General features: G+C 54.2%; 17 protein-coding genes. 13 read left to right on the top strand and 4 right to left on the bottom strand.

Annotated features, from left to right (window positions below; all coding sequences use genetic code 11):
- Positions 1-28: 28 nt before the first annotated feature.
- Positions 29-337 carry an ElaB/YgaM/YqjD family protein gene (locus tag AC2FC2_RS16215; protein ID WP_209640324.1) on the top strand — a complete coding sequence of 103 codons (309 nt, stop codon included), beginning with the start codon at positions 29-31 and terminating at the stop codon, positions 335-337.
- 63 nt (positions 338-400) lie between these two features.
- Here the strand turns inward: AC2FC2_RS16215 and pdxR are convergent, their stop codons facing one another.
- Positions 401-1834: a MocR-like pyridoxine biosynthesis transcription factor PdxR gene (gene pdxR / locus AC2FC2_RS16210; protein ID WP_490659535.1), complete on the bottom strand. Its 1434-nt coding sequence runs from the start codon at positions 1832-1834 to the stop codon at positions 401-403.
- Positions 1835-1930: 96 nt separating this feature from the next.
- On the opposite strand from pdxR, the gene AC2FC2_RS16205 reads away from it, so the two are divergent.
- The 6 genes from AC2FC2_RS16205 (at position 1931) to AC2FC2_RS16180 (ending at position 6797) form a co-directional block, all read left to right on the top strand.
- On the top strand, positions 1931-2362 hold the full coding sequence (locus AC2FC2_RS16205) for a carboxymuconolactone decarboxylase family protein (protein ID WP_209640331.1): 432 nt from the start codon (positions 1931-1933) through the stop codon (positions 2360-2362).
- Positions 2363-2644: 282 nt separating this feature from the next.
- Entirely contained in the window at positions 2645-2881 is a 237-nt protein-coding gene (gene nrdH / locus AC2FC2_RS16200) for a glutaredoxin-like protein NrdH (protein ID WP_209640333.1), read from the top strand.
- 8 nt (positions 2882-2889) lie between these two features.
- On the top strand, positions 2890-3294 hold the full coding sequence (gene nrdI / locus AC2FC2_RS16195; RefSeq protein WP_209640336.1) for a class Ib ribonucleoside-diphosphate reductase assembly flavoprotein NrdI: 405 nt from the start codon (positions 2890-2892) through the stop codon (positions 3292-3294).
- The gene (gene nrdE, locus AC2FC2_RS16190) at positions 3276-5420 is read left to right on the top strand and encodes a class 1b ribonucleoside-diphosphate reductase subunit alpha (RefSeq protein WP_490308317.1); all 2145 of its coding nucleotides are present in this window, start codon (positions 3276-3278) and stop codon (positions 5418-5420) included. The genes nrdI and nrdE overlap by 19 nt, the downstream gene beginning before the upstream one ends.
- An 8-nt stretch (positions 5421-5428) precedes the next feature.
- On the top strand, positions 5429-6400 hold the full coding sequence (gene nrdF / locus AC2FC2_RS16185) for a class 1b ribonucleoside-diphosphate reductase subunit beta (RefSeq protein ID WP_209640343.1): 972 nt from the start codon (positions 5429-5431) through the stop codon (positions 6398-6400).
- A 58-nt stretch (positions 6401-6458) separates the two neighbouring features.
- A complete protein-coding gene (locus tag AC2FC2_RS16180) occupies positions 6459-6797 on the top strand; it encodes a hypothetical protein (RefSeq protein WP_490659534.1) in 339 nt (112 codons plus the stop codon).
- Here the strand turns inward: AC2FC2_RS16180 and AC2FC2_RS16175 are convergent.
- Complete coding sequence (locus AC2FC2_RS16175) at positions 6764-7504, bottom strand: SDR family oxidoreductase (RefSeq protein ID WP_209640349.1); 741 nt, start codon at positions 7502-7504, stop codon at positions 6764-6766. The two genes, AC2FC2_RS16180 and AC2FC2_RS16175, sit on opposite strands and share 34 nt — an antisense overlap.
- A 123-nt stretch (positions 7505-7627) precedes the next feature.
- Here AC2FC2_RS16175 and AC2FC2_RS16170 point away from each other — a divergent pair, with 123 nt between their 5' ends.
- The gene (locus AC2FC2_RS16170; protein ID WP_490659533.1) at positions 7628-8521 is read left to right on the top strand and encodes a LysR family transcriptional regulator; all 894 of its coding nucleotides are present in this window, start codon (positions 7628-7630) and stop codon (positions 8519-8521) included.
- A 28-nt stretch (positions 8522-8549) separates the two neighbouring features.
- On the opposite strand, the gene AC2FC2_RS16165 is transcribed toward AC2FC2_RS16170, so the two are convergent.
- A complete protein-coding gene (locus tag AC2FC2_RS16165; protein WP_490659532.1) occupies positions 8550-9494 on the bottom strand; it encodes an MBL fold metallo-hydrolase in 945 nt (314 codons plus the stop codon).
- A gap of 137 nt (positions 9495-9631) precedes the next feature.
- Positions 9632-10987 carry a 2-hydroxycarboxylate transporter family protein gene (locus AC2FC2_RS16160; protein ID WP_209640358.1) on the bottom strand — a complete coding sequence of 452 codons (1356 nt, stop codon included), beginning with the start codon at positions 10985-10987 and terminating at the stop codon, positions 9632-9634.
- Between the two features lie 326 nt (positions 10988-11313).
- On the opposite strand from AC2FC2_RS16160, the gene AC2FC2_RS16155 reads away from it, so the two are divergent.
- The 5 genes from AC2FC2_RS16155 (at position 11314) to proX (ending at position 17388) form a co-directional block, all read left to right on the top strand.
- Entirely contained in the window at positions 11314-12912 is a 1599-nt protein-coding gene (locus tag AC2FC2_RS16155; protein WP_490659531.1) for an ATP-binding protein, read from the top strand.
- An 11-nt stretch (positions 12913-12923) separates the two neighbouring features.
- Positions 12924-13610 (top strand): response regulator, encoded by a 687-nt coding sequence (locus AC2FC2_RS16150; protein WP_490659530.1) that lies wholly within the window; start codon positions 12924-12926, stop codon positions 13608-13610.
- A gap of 407 nt (positions 13611-14017) precedes the next feature.
- Positions 14018-15220 carry a glycine betaine/L-proline ABC transporter ATP-binding protein ProV gene (proV, locus tag AC2FC2_RS16145; RefSeq protein WP_209640368.1) on the top strand — a complete coding sequence of 401 codons (1203 nt, stop codon included), beginning with the start codon at positions 14018-14020 and terminating at the stop codon, positions 15218-15220.
- Entirely contained in the window at positions 15213-16331 is a 1119-nt protein-coding gene (gene proW, locus AC2FC2_RS16140; RefSeq protein WP_265557053.1) for a glycine betaine/L-proline ABC transporter permease ProW, read from the top strand. The genes proV and proW overlap by 8 nt, the downstream gene beginning before the upstream one ends.
- Positions 16332-16392: 61 nt before the next feature.
- Positions 16393-17388, top strand: coding sequence for a glycine betaine/L-proline ABC transporter substrate-binding protein ProX (gene proX, locus AC2FC2_RS16135; protein WP_209640374.1), 996 nt, complete (start codon positions 16393-16395; stop codon positions 17386-17388).
- Positions 17389-17400: the final 12 nt, after the last annotated feature.

Genomic DNA, 17400 nt, shown 5'->3' with positions numbered 1-17400 from the left:
ATAGACATGTGTCGAAACGGAGAATCGAATGTTTAAGAGATCAGAAAAAGTAGAACGCGACATCGATCAAGACGTTACCCTTCTGGCCGATACGCTGGACGAAGTGTTACGGGAGTCCGGTGACAAGACCAAAGAGGAACTGAAAGAGCTGCACAGTAAGGCAAAAGGTGTATTACGTGATGCCCGGGCACGCTTCAATGGTTCCACTAATCTGACACAGCATGCTCGCGATGCCGTCGAACACGCCGATAGCTACGTGCGCGAAAAACCTTGGCAGGGCGTAGGAATCGGGGCCGCGGTTGGCATCGTCCTTGGCGTTCTGCTGGCCCGGCGTTAACACCCCCTGCAGTCATAAAGATAAAACAGATGTGCGTCTGGCCCGCGGGAAACCGCGGGCCGTTTAATGTCCACTGTTGAACAATTCAGCCAACCTGGCCACCGCCTGTTCGGCTTCACCCTGCTGAGTAAAATTGGCAAAGCCCATGAGCAGGCCAGAGCTTGTTGGTCCTGTGATTTGCCAGTCCGATAACGCCTGTACCGACAATCCGCGCCGCCAGGCCTCCTCCGCCAAACGCCGGTCCTGCCCATTCTCCGCTAACCGCGCCAGCAACTGAATGCCACCCGCTTGTGAGACCACCGCCAAGTGCTCAGCCAATTGTTGCTCGAGCGCCTGCGCCAACCACGCACGTCGCTGACGATAGATTGGCCGCATCCGTTTCAGGTGGCGATAAAAATGCCCCTGATTAATAAAGTTTGCCACGCTGGCCTGCATCAGTGGTGGGCAACCGCAGCCCCGCAGCCGGCTGCCGTGGCCAAAAACCTCCACCAGCCCAACGGGCACGACCAAATAAGCCATGCGCAGCGCCGGAAACAGCGTTTTGCTGAAGGTTCCGGCATAGAGCACTCGCCCCTGGCGATCGAGGCTTTTCAATGGCGGTAGCGGACGGCCATGATAGCGAACTTCGCTGTCGTAATCGTCTTCAAGGATCCATGCCGCCTGCTGCTGTGCCCACTCAAGCAAGGCCATACGCCGCGCCAGGCTGAGTGATACCCCTAGTGGGCTTTGGTGAGTCGGCGTCAATACTGCCATGCTTGCCAAAGGCGCCTTCGCCATGCCGGCGGCAATGTCCATTCCCTCTTCATCAACCGGTACCGCTACCGGCCGCATACCCGCGGCCTGGAAGAGCGGCAGCGTCACCGGGTAGCCCGGATCTTCCAACCACACCTCATTGCCCGGCTTAAGCAAGGTACCGATCACCAGATCCAGCAATGCCTGATACCCGGCGCAGATAAAGACCTGCTCTGGACGGCAGTTGATGCCACGTGAAAGTTGCAAATAATTGACAATCGCCGCGCGGAGTTCAGGCAAACCCTGAGTTGACGGATGCGCCAGCGAAGCCAGCGGGCTCGTCCGTAATTGGCGACCAACAATCCGCTGCCATAGCGCACGCGGAAAAACATCCAGCGCCGGCAACCCCAACTGAAACGGCTGAGTAGCCCCATTGGGATGCAACGGATTCGCCGTCACCGCCGGTAAAGGCTCCGCCGTCGATGCTGCCCGCACAGGCAAGTTCTGCACCTGTGGCGAAACATAAGTACCCGCCTGCCCCCGACTTTGCACAAACCCCTCAGCGATCAGTTGGCCATACGCGTTTTCCACCGTGGCGCGTGCCACACTGAGATCGCTCGCCAGCCCACGCACCGAGGGCAATCGGCTGCCGGCTTGCAAGGTGCCCTGCGTAATGGCGTCTTTAATTCGCAGATAAATCTGCCGGTACAAAGGATCGGCAAGCTGGCTGTCCAGCCGCAGGGAGGAAAGAAACTGACGCATCATGGCCTGATTAAATAATCATTTTATGGCCCTATAGCATAGTCCATATTGCCCTTAAAGTAGCACCAAGATTCTGCTACTCGCTAACCGAGGTTGACCATGATTAAGCAACGTTTGAACTATTCCGAACTCTCTCCTGCACCGTACAAAGGCATGGTGAACGCCCTTATGGCACTGGAAAAGGGTGCCCTGGACAAGGCAACAATTGAACTGATGTTCATGCGTGTATCGCAGATCAACGGCTGTGCCTACTGCCTGGATATGCACGGCAAGGCCCTGCGTGAAAGTGGTGTTAGCAACGCTAAACTGGATACCTTGGCAGGCTGGCGTGTCAGCCATGAATTCAGCGCACGCGAACGTGCGGCACTGGAATGGGCAGAGTCTGTCACGCTGATCGCCGAAACCGGCGCACCAGACAGCGCGTTTGAAGCGCTAAAAGCGCATTTCAGCGACGCAGAAATTGCCGATTTGACCTTCGCCATCAGCATCATGAATGCCTTTAACCGCTTGGCCGTCAGCATGCGCCAGTGATAAAAATGCGCTTTCCCCTCTTGCTGCGAGAGGGGATTTTCACCGATAACCGCCCGCAAAAAAATTTTCCTCACCGCATTTCCAGCCCCGCTGCGGCCTCCGCGCAAAATCCACCAAAACACCATATATAGCGTGGTTGATAAATTAAATATCAACATATAGTATTTATTCCATCAACCGCAGGGAACATGTCGCGGTCGGTAACGCCGTCAGAAACGCCGTTCAATGCTCCGTTATCTGACCTGTCCGCCTTTCCTTCAACACAAAAGGTAAATGCGAATCATGAGCATTATTATTTACAGTAAACCGGACTGTGTCCAGTGCAACGCCACCTATCGCGCATTTGATAAGCAAGGGATTGGTTATCAGGTGATCGACCTCACCCAGGATCAACAGGCGCTGATCCATGTGAAATCCCTTGGCTACCAGCAGGTTCCGGTGATTATTGCCGGTGACGATCATTGGTCCGGTTTCCGGCCCGATAAAATTGGCGCGCTGGCTCACGCCCTTGCATCCTGAGGTCAACCATGAACCCGCTGGTCTACTTCTCCAGCAGTTCGGAGAACACCCACAGGTTCGTTGAAAAGTTGGGATTACCGGCGATGCGCATACCGATCGCCGGCGCCCGCAGCAAACTGCTAATGGAAACACCTTATATTCTGATTGTGCCCAGCTATGGCGGCGGTAGCGCCGTGGGAGCCGTGCCAATCCAGGTGATCCGCTTTCTCAACGTTCCACAGAATCGCGCGTTTCTGCGCGGCGTGATTGCCGCCGGGAATACCAACTTCGGCGCAGCGTACGGCATTGCCGGCGACATCATCGCCAAGAAATGTCAGGTGCCTTTTCTCTATCGTTTTGAGCTGCTCGGCACCACACAAGACGTTGCAAACGTTCGACAGGGAGTAACCGCATTTTGGCAACGACAGAACTGACCAGACCCGCCACGAGCGCGCTGGATTACCATTCGCTCAACGCGATGCTCAATCTTTATGATGCTGAAGGCCATATCCAGTTTGATAAGGACAGGCTGGCGGCGCGGCACTATTTCCTGCAACACGTGAATCAGAACACCGTGTTCTTCCACAACCTGGAAGAGAAGCTGCGCTATCTGGTAGAAGAGGGCTATTACGAGCAGAGCGTACTGGCACAATACGACTTCGCTTTTATCAAGCAGCTGTTCCAGCAAGCTTACGCGAAAAAATTTCGCTTCGAGACGTTCCTCGGTGCCTTCAAGTACTACACCAGCTACACGCTGAAAACGTTTGACGGCAAACGCTATCTGGAACGCTATGAAGACCGGGTGTGCATGGTGGCGCTGACGTTGGCGGCAGGTGATACCACGCTGGCGCAAGATCTGGTGGAGGAGATGATTTCCGGGCGTTTTCAGCCTGCAACCCCGACCTTTCTCAACTGCGGCAAACAGCAGCGTGGTGAGCTGGTGTCCTGCTTTCTGCTGCGGATTGAAGACAACATGGAGTCGATCGGCCGGGCGGTAAATTCTGCACTGCAACTGTCGAAACGCGGTGGCGGCGTGGCATTTTTGCTGACCAATATCCGGGAGGTCGGTGCCCCCATCAAGCGCATTGAAAACCAGTCTTCCGGCGTGATACCGATCATGAAAATGCTGGAAGACGCCTTCTCTTATGCCAATCAGCTTGGCGCACGCCAAGGGGCGGGTGCGGTCTATCTCAACGCTCATCACCCGGATATTTTACGGTTCCTCGATACCAAGCGTGAAAACGCCGACGAGAAAATCCGCATCAAAACGCTGTCGCTGGGGGTGGTGATCCCGGATATCACTTTCGAACTGGCGAAGAATAACGAAGAGATGTACCTGTTCTCGCCGTATGACGTCGAACAGGTGTACGGCGTACCTTTCTCGGAAATCAGCGTCAGCGAAAAATACCGCGAGATGGTGGATGACAAACGCATCCGCAAATCACGCATCAATGCGCGCGAGTTTTTCCAGGTGCTGGCGGAGATCCAGTTCGAATCCGGTTATCCGTATATGATGTTTGAAGATACGGTCAACCGCGAAAACCCGATCGCCGGGCGCATCAATATGAGCAACCTGTGTTCGGAGATTTTACAGGTTAACCGCGCCAGCACTTATCACGACGATCTGAGCTATGACCAGGTAGGCAAGGATATTTCCTGCAACCTTGGCTCGCTGAACATCGCCAAAACCATGGATGCGCCGGACTTCGGCAAAGCAATCGACACCGCGATCCGCGCACTGACGGCGGTGGCCGACATGAGCGACATTCGTTCTGTACCGTCAATTGCCGAGGGTAACCGCAGCTCCCACGCTATCGGCCTGGGCCAGATGAATCTGCATGGTTATTTGGCACGTGAACGCATCTTCTATGGGTCTGAAGAAGGCATCGATTTCACCAATATCTATTTCTACACCGTTGCTTACCACGCCATTCGTGCCTCTAACCAGCTGGCGATCGCGCGCGGCAGCGCGTTCGGCGGTTTTGAGGACTCCACCTACGCCTCCGGCGAGTATTTCAGCAAGTACACCGAACAAGAATGGCTGCCACAGACTGAGCGGGTACGTGCCTTGTTCGCCGACGCCAATATTGCCATTCCCGGTCGCGAAGAATGGTTGGCGTTGCGCCAGTCGGTGATGATGCACGGGCTGTACAATCAAAACCTACAGGCGGTGCCACCGACCGGCTCCATCTCCTACATCAATAACTCCACCTCCAGCATCCATCCGATCGTGTCGCGCATCGAGATCCGCAAGGAGGGCAAAATCGGTCGTGTGTATTATCCCGCGCCTTATATGACCAACGACAATCTGGAGTATTACCAGGATGCCTATGACATTGGGCCAGAAAAGATCATTGATACCTACGCCGCTGCCAGCCAGCACGTCGATCAAGGGCTGTCGCTGACGCTGTTCTTCCGTGATACCGCCAGCACGCGCGACATCAACCGTGCACAGATTTACGCCTGGCGTAAAGGTATCAAAACCATCTATTACATCCGTCTGCGCCAGATGGCGCTGGAAGGCACCGAGGTGCAGGGCTGTGTGTCCTGTGCGCTGTGAGGCAACTTATGAATACCGTTAAACCGTCACCCTTGGTACGCGCAATCAACTGGAATATCATTGAAGACGATAAGGACCTGGAGGTGTGGAACCGCCTGACCTCCAATTTCTGGCTGCCAGAAAAAGTGCCGTTGTCGAACGACATTCCGTCGTGGGCAACGCTGACCCCAAAGGAGCAGCAACTGACCATTCGGGTGTTCACCGGGCTGACGCTGCTGGACACCATTCAAAACACCGTCGGGGCACCGGCACTGATTGCCGATGCCATCACACCGCACGAAGAAGCGGTGTACTCCAACATCAGTTTTATGGAGGCGGTGCACGCACGTTCGTACAGCTCGATTTTCTCCACGCTGTGCCAAACGCCAGACGTTGACGATGCCTACCGCTGGAGCGAGGAGAATCGCGCATTGCAGAAAAAGGCCAGCATCATTCTGGCCCACTACCGCAGTGACGATCCGCTGATGAAAAAGGTCGCCAGCGTGTTCCTCGAGTCATTCCTGTTCTATTCGGGTTTCTATCTGCCGATGTACTGGTCAAGCCGTGCCAAACTGACCAACACCGCCGATTTGATCCGTCTGATCATTCGTGACGAAGCGGTACACGGCTATTACATTGGTTATAAGTTCCAGAAGGGATTGGAGAACGTTGACGCGGCACGCCGTCAACAGGTGAAAAACTTCGCGTTCGATCTCATGCAGGATCTGTATGACAACGAAGTGCGTTACACCGAGGAGTTATACGACGGCGTCGGTTGGAGCGAGGACGTGAAAACCTTCCTGCACTATAACGCCAACAAGGCATTGATGAACCTGGGTTACGAAGCGTTGTTTCCGCCATCAATGGCTGAGGTCAATCCGGCTATTCTGTCGGCGCTGTCACCGAATGCCGACGAGAACCACGACTTCTTTTCCGGCTCTGGCTCGTCTTACGTGATTGGCAAAGCGGTCAATACCGAAGATGACGACTGGGATTTCTAAGCGTAATGCAGGGGCGAATAACTTCGCCCTATAACGATAACCGGTGAACGGGCGCAGCATGCCGCGCCCCTGGTGTTTAGATATTTCCAGCACGCTGTCGGATGCGCTGCCAGATAGCCCGTTTTTCCTCGTCATCTGCGCTCGACCAAGCGGCGATTTCATCCAACGTGCGCCAACACCCACGGCACCACGATTTATCGGTGTCGATCTGGCAAACGTTATTACAGGGCGAACGGACACCGTCGTCTATTTGACTGCGGGTTTTTCTTCTTCTGCTGCGGCCTACCATGGGACGCTTTCCTCCGGTGGATGTCTGACAACAGGATACCCGATCCTGCCGTCAGAGAAACCGCCCCCACGCGATCAGATGATACCGCCATTGGCACGCAGGGTTTGACCGTTGATCCAGGCGCCGTCGGCACCGGCCAGGAAGGAGACCGCCGCCGCAATATCCTGCGGCTGGCCCAGGCGCTCTAGCGGTGCCATGTTCGCCAGGCGCGCGATCAGCTCCGGCGTTTTCCCGTCCAGGAATAATCCGGTGGCCGTTGGCCCCGGCGCGATGGCATTCACCGTGATATTACGGCCGCGAAGCTCTTTCGCCAGCACGCTGGTCAATGCCTCAACCGCGGCCTTAGTGGCAGCGTACATGCCATAGCTTGGCTGCAACAGCCCGACCACACTGGAAGAAAAGTTGATGATACGGCCGTTATCACGCAGCCGTTTCGCGGCTTCTCGCAGGGTATTGAACGTCCCCTTCAGATTGATATCAATCAGCCTGTCAGCCTCGGCGTCGCTCATTTCAGCAACCGGCGCCAATGCAATCACCCCGGCGTTATTCACCAGGATATCGACGCCGCCAAACGCCTGCTCCGCACGATCAAACAGTTGGGCAACGGCCGTGGCATCACTGACGTCGGCTTTGGCGCTCAGCGCCCGCCCACCGTTGTGTTCAATGTTACGCACCAGTTGATCCGCCAAGGTCTGATTACCCGAATAGTTGACGATCACGGTAAAACCATCGGCAGCCAGGCGTTCGGCAATGGCTGCGCCGATGCCACGTGATGCGCCGGTTACGATGGCGACGCGTTGTGAAGTGGTGTTCATCTTATCTATCCTCATCAGGTATACGCCTGCGGCTTGCCGGCGTCGGATCATCATGCACCTTTCGCTATGGCGAATAATCCCCTACTCTTCGTTATCACTATCCGATTTTAACGAACAATACTCATGGACAGAATTGACGCCATGCGCCTGTTCACCCGCGTGGTGGAACAACGTAGCTTTACGCAGGCTGCGCAGGATCTGGGCCTGCCGCGCTCGACGGTGACCGACGCCATCAAACAACTGGAGGCCCGGCTGCAAGTGCGTTTGCTGCAACGCACCACCCGCCATGTCAGCCCGACGCTGGACGGGGAAGCCTACTATCAGCGTTGCCTGACCATTCTGGCGGATGTAGAAGATGCCGAGATGGCTTTTGCCGGCGCCAAGCCGCGTGGGTTACTGCGCATCGATGTCCACGGCACGTTAGCGCGTCATTTTCTCTTGCCGGACCTACCCGATTTTCTGGCGCAATACCCAGACATCGAATTTTTCATGAGCGAAGGTGACAGGCTGGTTGATCCGGTACGGGAGGGCATCGACTGCGTGGTGCGCGTCGGCAGGCTAAAAGACAGTGATATGGTGGCACGTCGTTTGGGTGAGCTGGAAGAGGTTACCTGCGCGGCGCCTGACTATCTGCAACGCTTCGGTACGCCACTGAGCCTCGACCAACTTGACGGGCACCGAATGGTCGGTTTCCGTTCTTCGGCCAGCGGCACAATCATGCCCCTGGAGTTTACTGTCGCTGGACACCCCCACCAGGTAACACTGCCCTGTACTGTATCGGTGAGTGCAGCAGAAAGTCTGGTCGCAGCGGCACACAGGGGGTTGGGCATTATTCAGGTACCGCGCTATCACCTGCGCGACAGCCTTGCCGAGGGCAGCCTGCTGCCGCTGTTGCCGCAGTTCCCTTCCACGCCGATGCCGGTTTCACTGCTGTATCCCCGTAACCGTCAACTTTCGCCTCGGGTCCGGGTATTTATCGACTGGTTCAGCAAGGTATTTGCCGCGCGCAATGGCTAAAAAGCCGCCCGTTAAGGCGGCCAGCAAGTTACAGAGCACCATAGTCCAGCGGTACCCAGTCGTATCCGTCGCCTTGTTTATTGAGATAGCCTAACCCCGGAAACGACAGATGCGCCCCGCCCACCAGCACACGCTGCTGGGCGCTATCACCGAAGACGCGCAGGCGCTCAGCCACCGCGGCCTTTGCATCGCTGTCAAAGCGAATGGCCACGCGCGGATGAGGGAGCTGCACTGCCGCCACATGGATCAGATCGCCAATCACCAGCAGACTTTTTCCTTTGCTATCGACCTGATAAATGCTGTGACCCAGCGTGTGGCCGTGAGCTGCAAATGCCCTGATCCCCGGAGACAGCTCACCGTCGCCGTTGAACGGTGTAAAGTGCCCGGCAGCCTGATAAGGTTTTATCGCCGCCATCGCTCTTTCGAACGACGCCTTGTCTTCGGTCTTCGCCTGCTTCAATCGGCTCTCGCTCAGCCAAAAATCGACATCCTGCTGACTGGCTCGCACCACCGCATTCGGGAACATCGCCACGCCATTTTGCGTGAGGCCACCGAGATGGTCCGGGTGCATATGGGTCAGATAGATTTCGTCCACCTGCTGCGGCTGATAGCCGGCAGCCTTCAGGTTGGCGACCAATTTGCCCAATCCATCCCCCAGCAACGTGCCGGCACCGGTATCAATCAGAATCAACTTACTGCCGGTGTTGACCAAATAGGCATTCACCGAAGTGGCGACAGGCAGGCTCTGGTGATGCTCGGCTAACGCGGTTTCAATCTGTTTTGGCGAGCTATTCAACAGCAATTTATCCGCTGGCAAACGAATGATGCCATCGGACAATACGGTAATTTCATAACTGCCCAGCATAATGCGATAGAAGCCTGGCGCGGGGCTTTTCACCTGCGGCGCAGCGGCCGAAACCTGCAGTGACATGACGGCCAACGCCGCTCCCAACAGGTAGTGTTTCCAGTGCATAACAACTCCTTAATTGTAAATTCAGCAGCGCTAAGTATTAACGCAAAACGCTGAACCTGCCCGCGGGGCCATGACACAGGCAAAAAAAATCCCCGCGGGGGCGGGGAAAGGCAAAGAAAACTAAGGTCTTTTTTACGTTATACGAAGAATTTGGCCAGCACTAACAATGAGAGGGAGACGTTAATCGCACCGCCAATACGGGTAGCGATTTGGGCAAACGGCATCAGCGACATGCGATTGCCCGCGGTAAGTATGGCAACATCACCGGTACCGCCCTGCCCGCTCTGGCAGCAGGACACAATTGCCACATCGATCGGGTGCATACCAATTTTCTTACCCACAAAGAACCCGGTCGCCACCAACGCACTAACGGTGCTCACAATCACCACCAGGTTTTGGAGAGTGAAGGCATTAACCAGCTCTTGCCATGGGGTGATTGCCACACCGACGGCAAACAGAATCGGGTAAGTCACCGCGGTGCGGAAGAACTTATAAACCACTTGAGAACCTTCCTGAATACGCGGAGACACGCCGTGTGCCAGCTTCACCGCCACCGCGGCAAACAACATACCTACAGGTGCAGGCAGGCCAATCAAGCGGTGCAGCAACATCCCAACCATGTACAACAAGATAGCCAGCAAGGCGCCGCAAGCAATGGTGCTGACATCCACCTTGCCACTGAATTTTTCCACCGCGCTCACTTCGCTATTGCCTTGTTTGTTCGGCATCAAGCTGCCTTCACCGGTCAAGTGCGGGTAGCGTTTGCCCAGTTGGTTCAGCAAACCGGCAAGTACAATCGCCGTCAGGCCGCCAAGCATCACGATCGGCAGAATACGGCCCAGCGCCACGCCCTGATCCATATGCAGGATTGCCGCGTAGCCCATCGACAGCGGGATAGCGCCCTCACCGACACCGCCGGCCATGATAGGCAAGATCAGAAAGAAGAAGATCTGGAACGGTTCCAGTCCCAATGCCATACCGACGGCCATCCCCACCAACATGCCGACAATTTCACCGCACAGCATTGGCGCGAAAATACGCAGGAAGCCCTGGATCAATACCTGTCGGTTCATGCTCATAATACTGCCGACAATGATGCAGCAGATGTAGAGATAAAGGATATTGGTCGACTTATAGAATTTGGTGGTCGACTCCACCACCACATCCGGCAACAGCCCATAGTGCACCAATGCAGAAGGGATAAAGGTGGCGCAAATCGCTGCTGCCCCCATTTTACCGATCAGCGGCAAGCGCTTGCCAAACTCGCCACAGGCAAAACCAAAGAAGGCCAGTGTGGCAACCATCACCACAATATCGCTGGGTAATTTCCCTTCCAGACAATCCAATAAAATAAGTACGCCGGCCAGAACAAAGAACGGCAACGGAATAATCCCTACCTTGTAATTGTCCAGTATCTGCCACCATTTCTCCCGCAACGGTATTTCAGCGGTTTTATCTTTGGCAGCGAGGAAAGAATCATCTGTTGTGCTCATAATCTGGCCTCTTATTAGTTTGTTCGGCCATCATAGAGAAACGCACTGATTATCTGCTGTGATTTTGTTCAAAATTAAAAAGGGTTTTTAATGGTGGTTATGGTTTCTATGGTGTTAATAGTCATTATGTAAAATATGGCGTGGTTTTAATGGTGTTAATGTTATTTTTACTTCAAGGATTGTCCATTTTATTGTAACTGCCCCGCGGTCTGCCAGATAAGGATAATCCCGTGGCTGCGATCACAAGTTGATCCGGCGCAATATTACATTAACTGCGACTCATGATAGGGTAAGCACTCAGGATCTCTCAGGGTGAACCCCAGGCCATGCGCATAAAACTCTCATTTCAAATCAAACTTTTTCTATGCCTGGTTGCCTTCTCCTGCCTGCTGCTGACATTTATTGGTGCTTACACCTACTATCAGCTCGATGCCCAGCTACACCGAGACCTTGGTGCCCGCGCACAGGTACAGGCGCGGGAGATTGCCCTGATCCCGTCGTTGGTCACCGCGGTCGAAAACCATGATCCGGTGAACATTGCCGCCTTGATGAAGAAAATACGCGCCAGCAGCGATGCCAGCTATATCGTTATCGGCGATAAACAAACCCGGCATCTTTATCATTCCGAGTACCCCAATATTGTTGGAACGCCCATGGTCGGCGGTGATAACAAAGAAGTGTTGGAAGGGAAAAGCATTATTTCTATCCGCAAAGGCGGCATTGGTGTTTCACTGCGCAGCAAAGCACCCATTATGGATGAAAATAATAATGTCATCGGTATTGTTTCGGTCGGCTACCTTAAATCACATATCGACAACCTGAATGCGAGAACGCTAACGCAAATCGTAGGATCGATTGTATTGCTCTTAATTGCGCTATTTGTATTTTCCTGGCTGTTATCCAAGAATTTAAAACGTCAGATGTTCTGGTTGGAGCCGAAAGAAATTGCATTATTGGTGCGCCAGCAAAAAGCCTTGCTGGAGGCGATTTATGAGGGCGTTATTGCCGTCGATCCCCAAAGTCGCATCATCACCATCAACCACGCAGCGCGGGAGTTACTGGATTTGCGGCAACCCGCCAGTGCCCTGATGGGACGTGAAATCGGTGAGGTGATTCAATCTCAACCTGACTTTTTCGGCGCTGCGCAGTTAGATCAGGATACCCACGATGAAGTCTGCCGTTTCAACCATGTACGGGTCATCGCCAGCCGCGTCCGCATCATGCAGGAAGAAGAGCTGCAGGGCTGGGTGATCAGCTTCCGCGACAAGAACGACATCAATACCCTGAGCAGCCAACTCAGCCAGGTTAAACGTTACGCCGACAACTTGCGGATCATGCGCCATGAACAACTCAATTGGACTGCCACCCTCGCAGGGCTGTTGCATATGCAACGCTACGACGAGGCGATTCGCTATGTGGAGGCGCAGTCAGAAGGCGCACAAGAGATTCTCGATTTTATCTCGCAGCGTTTCAGCTCTGCGGCGCTCTGTGGTCTGCTGTTGGGTAAATACGCCAGCGCGAAGGAAAAAGGCGTTGAGTTGCGATTCGATCCCGCCTGTCAGCTGCGGCAAATCCCGGCCGCGCTGAATGAAACCGAACTGATGTCGATCATCGGGAATTTGCTGGATAATGCGGTTGATGCGACTCTTCGTTGTGGCCCGCCACATGAAGCCGTAGAACTCTATATCAGTGATAACAGCAATGAACTGGTGATTGAAGTGGCCGATCGCGGTACCGGCATTGCAGCGGAGATCCGTGATACGCTGTTTGAACAAGGCATCACTACTAAAGATGACAAAGGTGACCACGGCATCGGCTTGCATTTGGTTGCCAGCCATGTGGCCCAAGCGCATGGCAGCATAGAAGTGTCGGACAACGAGCCACACGGCGCTATTTTTTCTTTGTTTATCCCTAAACAATCTTGAGCACCCGAATAATGCAACCTGAAGCACTGGACGTTTTGATCGTGGAAGATGAGCCACAGTTGGCCACGCTGCACGCCGAGTTCATTGAGCAGAACTTTGCCCTGCGCGTGGTGGCCTATGCCGCCACGCTGGCCGAGGCCAGAGCCAAAGTCAATGCACACCAGCCACGCCTGATCTTACTGGATAACTTTCTGCCGGATGGCCAGGGGATTGAGCTTATGGAAGAGGCCGGGGTAAAAAACCCCGGTTGTTCCGTGATCTTTATTACCGCCGCCAGTGACATGAACACGTGCAGCCAGGCGATCCGTAACGGCGCTTTCGATTACATCATTAAACCCGTGTCCTACAAGCGCCTACGCAACTCGCTGGAACGCTTTATGCAGTTTGTGCAAACCCAGCGGACGTTCAAAGTGATCGACCAAAGCAACGTCGATGCACTCTATAACCTGCAATCCAAACAGTTTTCCAGCGAGCCCAGTGCCAAAGGCATCGAAACCAATACGTTAGAGCTGGTTCAATCGCTGTTTATCAACCAACCAGAGGTTGCCCACGCGGTGGAAGATGTTGTCGAGAAAGTCGGTATTAGCAAAACGACGGCCCGACGTTATCTGGAATACTGCGTCGCCACCCAGTTTGTACGCGTTGAGATGATGTACGGCAATATCGGCCACCCGCGTCGATTGTATCGCAAAGCCTAAACTGACATCTGGCTGTCATAATGACGGGATAATATGCCTGCGACGATATCCCCCTCGATATCGGCACCTGTCGTTGAAAACTGATGAAATACTGATGACTTTTACCCGACCTATGGTCGGGTTTTTTATTGTCCAAGAAGACAACTTGACCGGAAAATAATAGCGATAATCAGAACGGATTATTTTTACCTAAAACCAACCTGTTACGGGGAATATTAGGTGTTGATAATTGAATATTCACCGCACTACCATAACCAATCGAAAACCTGATGTAAATCGCTAATATCCTATTCATCGGACATTGAGGGTTGTCTCAGATATTCACTGTGTTAGGGTATAGAGGACTATTATTTTCTATTGGGATATTTTTATCGTTTGATAATTCATCAGAGGAAACAGCAAATTGCATGGCAATTAAACTCGAAGTAAAGAACCTATATAAGATATTTGGCGAACATCCGGATCGCGCTTTCAAACTGATTGATAAAGGCCTGACAAAAGACCAATTGCTTGAAAAAACCGGGTTATCATTGGGCGTAAAAGACGCCTCTCTGGCCATTGAAGAAGGCGAGATATTTGTCATCATGGGGCTTTCCGGTTCCGGAAAATCTACCCTGGTACGCCTTCTCAATCGTCTGATAGAACCCACCCGCGGGCAGGTGCTGATTGACGGCGAGGATATATCGAAAATATCCGACAGCGCACTGCGCACCGTCCGTCGAAATAAGATCAGCATGGTGTTTCAATCATTCGCTTTAATGCCACATATGAATGTCTTGAATAACACTGCATTCGGTATGGAGTTAGCCGGTATTCCGCCGCAGGAGCGCCAGGAAAAAGCGCTGGAGGCCCTGCGTCAGGTCGGTCTGGAGAATTATGCGCATTCCTATCCCGATGAACTTTCCGGCGGGATGCGTCAGCGCGTGGGATTAGCCCGTGCCATGGCGAATAATCCTGACATATTATTGATGGATGAAGCCTTCTCGGCACTGGATCCATTAATCCGTACGGAGATGCAGGATGAGCTTGTCAAATTACAGGCTCAACATCAACGCACCATCGTCTTTATTTCCCACGATTTGGATGAGGCAATGCGTATTGGCGATCGCATTGCCATTATGCAAGGTGGAGAAGTGATTCAAGTCGGTACGCCGGAGGAAATATTAAATAATCCGGCCAACGATTATGTCCGTACATTCTTCCGCGGCGTCGATATCAGCCATGTCTTCAGCGCCAAGGATATTGCCAAGCGTCGCCCCGTCGCGCTTATTCGTAAAACCCCCGGTTTTGGTCCGCGTTCGGCATTGCAGCTGCTGCGCGATGAAGACCGCGATTACGGTTATGTTGTTGAACGTGGAAAGAAATTTATCGGCGTTGTGTCGATAGATTCGCTCAAGCACGCGCTCGCCGCCAATCAAACGTTGGACGACGCCCTGCTGGAAGCTCCGGCCCCAGTGCCAGCCGATATGCCACTGAGCGAACTGATTTCATTGGTCGCCCTGGCGCCTTGTGCTGTCCCCGTGGTCTGCGAAGACAATAACTATATCGGAATTATTTCCAAAGCCATGCTGTTGCAGGCTTTAGATAAAGAGGGCCCAACGAATGAGTGATACTACACAGGATCCCTGGGCCACCGCGCCTACCGACCCCAGCACCCTACCGGCAACTGACGCTGCAAGTTCAGCGGCGCCTGCGGGTGATGCCTGGTCCAGCGCACCACCACCCGCCGCCCATGACGCCGCTAATCAGGCTGCACAGGGCGCTGACTGGCTTAACAGCGCACCGGCACAGCCTGAGCATTTCAACTTGCTGGACCCGTTCCACAAGACCTGGGTGCCATTTGACTCCTGGGTAACGCATGGCATCGATTGGCTCGTACTGCACTTTCGCCCATTGTTTCAGGGGATCCGCGTTCCCGTCGACGTTATCCTCAGTGGCTTCCAACAATTGCTACTTGGCATGCCGGCACCGATCGCCATTCTGCTGTTTTCATTGATTGCCTGGCAGCTTTCCAGCCTCGGCATGGGGGCTGCGACGCTGGTCTCGCTGATTGCCATTGGTGCAATTGGCGCCTGGTCACAAGCCATGGTAACGCTGGCGCTGGTACTGACGGCCCTGTTCTTCTGTATCGTCATCGGCTTGCCGCTAGGTATCTGGTTGGCACGCAGCAAACATGCCGGCAAAGTTATTCGGCCACTGCTCGATGCCATGCAGACCACACCCGCCTTCGTCTATCTGGTGCCCATCGTCATGCTGTTCGGTATCGGCAACGTGCCCGGGGTGGTGGTCACGATCATCTTTGCTCTGCCGCCGATCGTGCGTTTGACCATTCTTGGCATCAAGCAGGTGCCAGAAGATCTGATCGAAGCCGCCGAATCCTTCGGTGCCAGCCCGCGCCAACTGCTGTTTAAAGTGCAGTTGCCACTGGCTATGCCGACCATCATGGCTGGCGTAAACCAGACGCTGATGCTGGCGTTGTCGATGGTGGTTATTGCCTCGATGATCGCCGTCGGGGGGCTGGGTCAAATGGTACTGCGTGGCATTGGCCGCCTCGATATGGGTCTGGCCGCCGTTGGGGGGGTCGGTATCGTGATCCTGGCGATTATTCTGGACCGCCTCACACAGTCTCTGGGGCGCGATCGTCGCAGCAAAGGCATCGGTCGTTGGTATGCTCACGGCCCGATTGGGTTAGTCGCCCGTCCATTCATCAAAAAGCCTTAATGGCCTTCCCCCGGCGTTGGCCGGGGGTATCGGCAGTCCCCATAAAATCGAAGGAACCACTATGCGCTCGACAGGAATTTGGGCTATTGCCCTGACTTCATGGCTAAGCACACAGGCGTTCGCCGTCGAACTTCCCGGCAAAGGCGTCACGGTTAACCCCGTGCAAAGCCCCATTGCGGAAGAAAGCTTCCAGACAGAACTGGTTAACCGCGCGTTGACCCAGCTGGGCTATGACGTCAAGCCTACCGCCGAGGTGGACTATAACGTCGCCTATACCTCCATCGCTTCCGGTGACGCCACCTATATGGCAGTGAATTGGGATCCGTTGCAAACAGACATGTACCAAAGCGCCGGCGGCGATAAGACGTTCTATCGCCAGGGTGCCTATATCACGAATGCGGCACAAGGCTATCTGATCGATAAAAAAACCGCGGACAAATACCACATCAGTGATATTGCCCAGCTAAAAGATCCCAAGCTGGCCAAGCTGTTTGACGCTGACGGTGACGGCAAAGCCGATCTGGCTGGCTGCGAACCGGGCTGGGCATGCAGCAATGTGATCGACACCCACATCAAGGCCTATGGCCTGAGTAACACCGTCACTCAAAACCAGGGTAACTACGCCGCCATCATCGCCGATACCCTGACCCGCTATAAACAGGGCAAACCGGTGCTGTATTTTACCTGGACACCCTATTGGGTCAGCGACGAGCTCGTGCCCGGCCGCGACGTCGTCTGGCTCACCGTTCCATTCTCCGCCAGCCCTGGGTCATTGAAAGATAAAGAGACCGCATTACCGAACGGTAAAAATTACGGTTTCTTCGTCAATAACGAACACATTGTCGCCAACAAACAATGGGCGCAGGCCAACCCGGCAGCTGCCAAGCTGTTCGCCGTCATGAAACTGCCATTGTCAGATGTGAACGCACAGAACCTGCGTATGCATAACGGTGAGAACAGTGCCGGCGATATACAGCGCCACGTAGACGGCTGGATTAAAGCCCATCAGGCCACCTTCGATGGCTGGGTCAATACGGCTGCTGCAGCAGCGAAATAATCCCGACGTGCC

This window comes from Serratia sp. CoH_122_TC_1 (assembly GCF_058191755.1).
The sequence above is the reverse complement of the archived record's forward strand: the minus strand, read 5'-3'. Positions and strand labels throughout refer to the sequence as shown.

What these genes read in the sequence shown, in the direction of transcription:
- proW (WP_265557053.1), top strand. Translation starts at nt 15,213, where the DNA reads ATGAGTGATACTACACAGGATCCCTGGGCCACCGCGCCTACCGACCCC.
- AC2FC2_RS16205 (WP_209640331.1), top strand. Translation starts at nt 1,931, where the DNA reads ATGATTAAGCAACGTTTGAACTATTCCGAACTCTCTCCTGCACCGTAC.
- nrdF (WP_209640343.1), top strand. Translation starts at nt 5,429, where the DNA reads ATGAATACCGTTAAACCGTCACCCTTGGTACGCGCAATCAACTGGAAT.
- AC2FC2_RS16160 (WP_209640358.1), bottom strand. Translation starts at nt 10,987, where the DNA reads ATGAGCACAACAGATGATTCTTTCCTCGCTGCCAAAGATAAAACCGCT.
- AC2FC2_RS16215 (WP_209640324.1), top strand. Translation starts at nt 29, where the DNA reads ATGTTTAAGAGATCAGAAAAAGTAGAACGCGACATCGATCAAGACGTT.
- AC2FC2_RS16180 (WP_490659534.1), top strand. Translation starts at nt 6,459, where the DNA reads ATGCCGCGCCCCTGGTGTTTAGATATTTCCAGCACGCTGTCGGATGCG.
- pdxR (WP_490659535.1), bottom strand. Translation starts at nt 1,834, where the DNA reads ATGATGCGTCAGTTTCTTTCCTCCCTGCGGCTGGACAGCCAGCTTGCC.
- AC2FC2_RS16155 (WP_490659531.1), top strand. Translation starts at nt 11,314, where the DNA reads ATGCGCATAAAACTCTCATTTCAAATCAAACTTTTTCTATGCCTGGTT.
- proV (WP_209640368.1), top strand. Translation starts at nt 14,018, where the DNA reads ATGGCAATTAAACTCGAAGTAAAGAACCTATATAAGATATTTGGCGAA.
- AC2FC2_RS16175 (WP_209640349.1), bottom strand. Translation starts at nt 7,504, where the DNA reads ATGAACACCACTTCACAACGCGTCGCCATCGTAACCGGCGCATCACGT.
- AC2FC2_RS16165 (WP_490659532.1), bottom strand. Translation starts at nt 9,494, where the DNA reads ATGCACTGGAAACACTACCTGTTGGGAGCGGCGTTGGCCGTCATGTCA.
- nrdI (WP_209640336.1), top strand. Translation starts at nt 2,890, where the DNA reads ATGAACCCGCTGGTCTACTTCTCCAGCAGTTCGGAGAACACCCACAGG.
- proX (WP_209640374.1), top strand. Translation starts at nt 16,393, where the DNA reads ATGCGCTCGACAGGAATTTGGGCTATTGCCCTGACTTCATGGCTAAGC.
- AC2FC2_RS16170 (WP_490659533.1), top strand. Translation starts at nt 7,628, where the DNA reads ATGGACAGAATTGACGCCATGCGCCTGTTCACCCGCGTGGTGGAACAA.
- AC2FC2_RS16150 (WP_490659530.1), top strand. Translation starts at nt 12,924, where the DNA reads ATGCAACCTGAAGCACTGGACGTTTTGATCGTGGAAGATGAGCCACAG.
- nrdH (WP_209640333.1), top strand. Translation starts at nt 2,645, where the DNA reads ATGAGCATTATTATTTACAGTAAACCGGACTGTGTCCAGTGCAACGCC.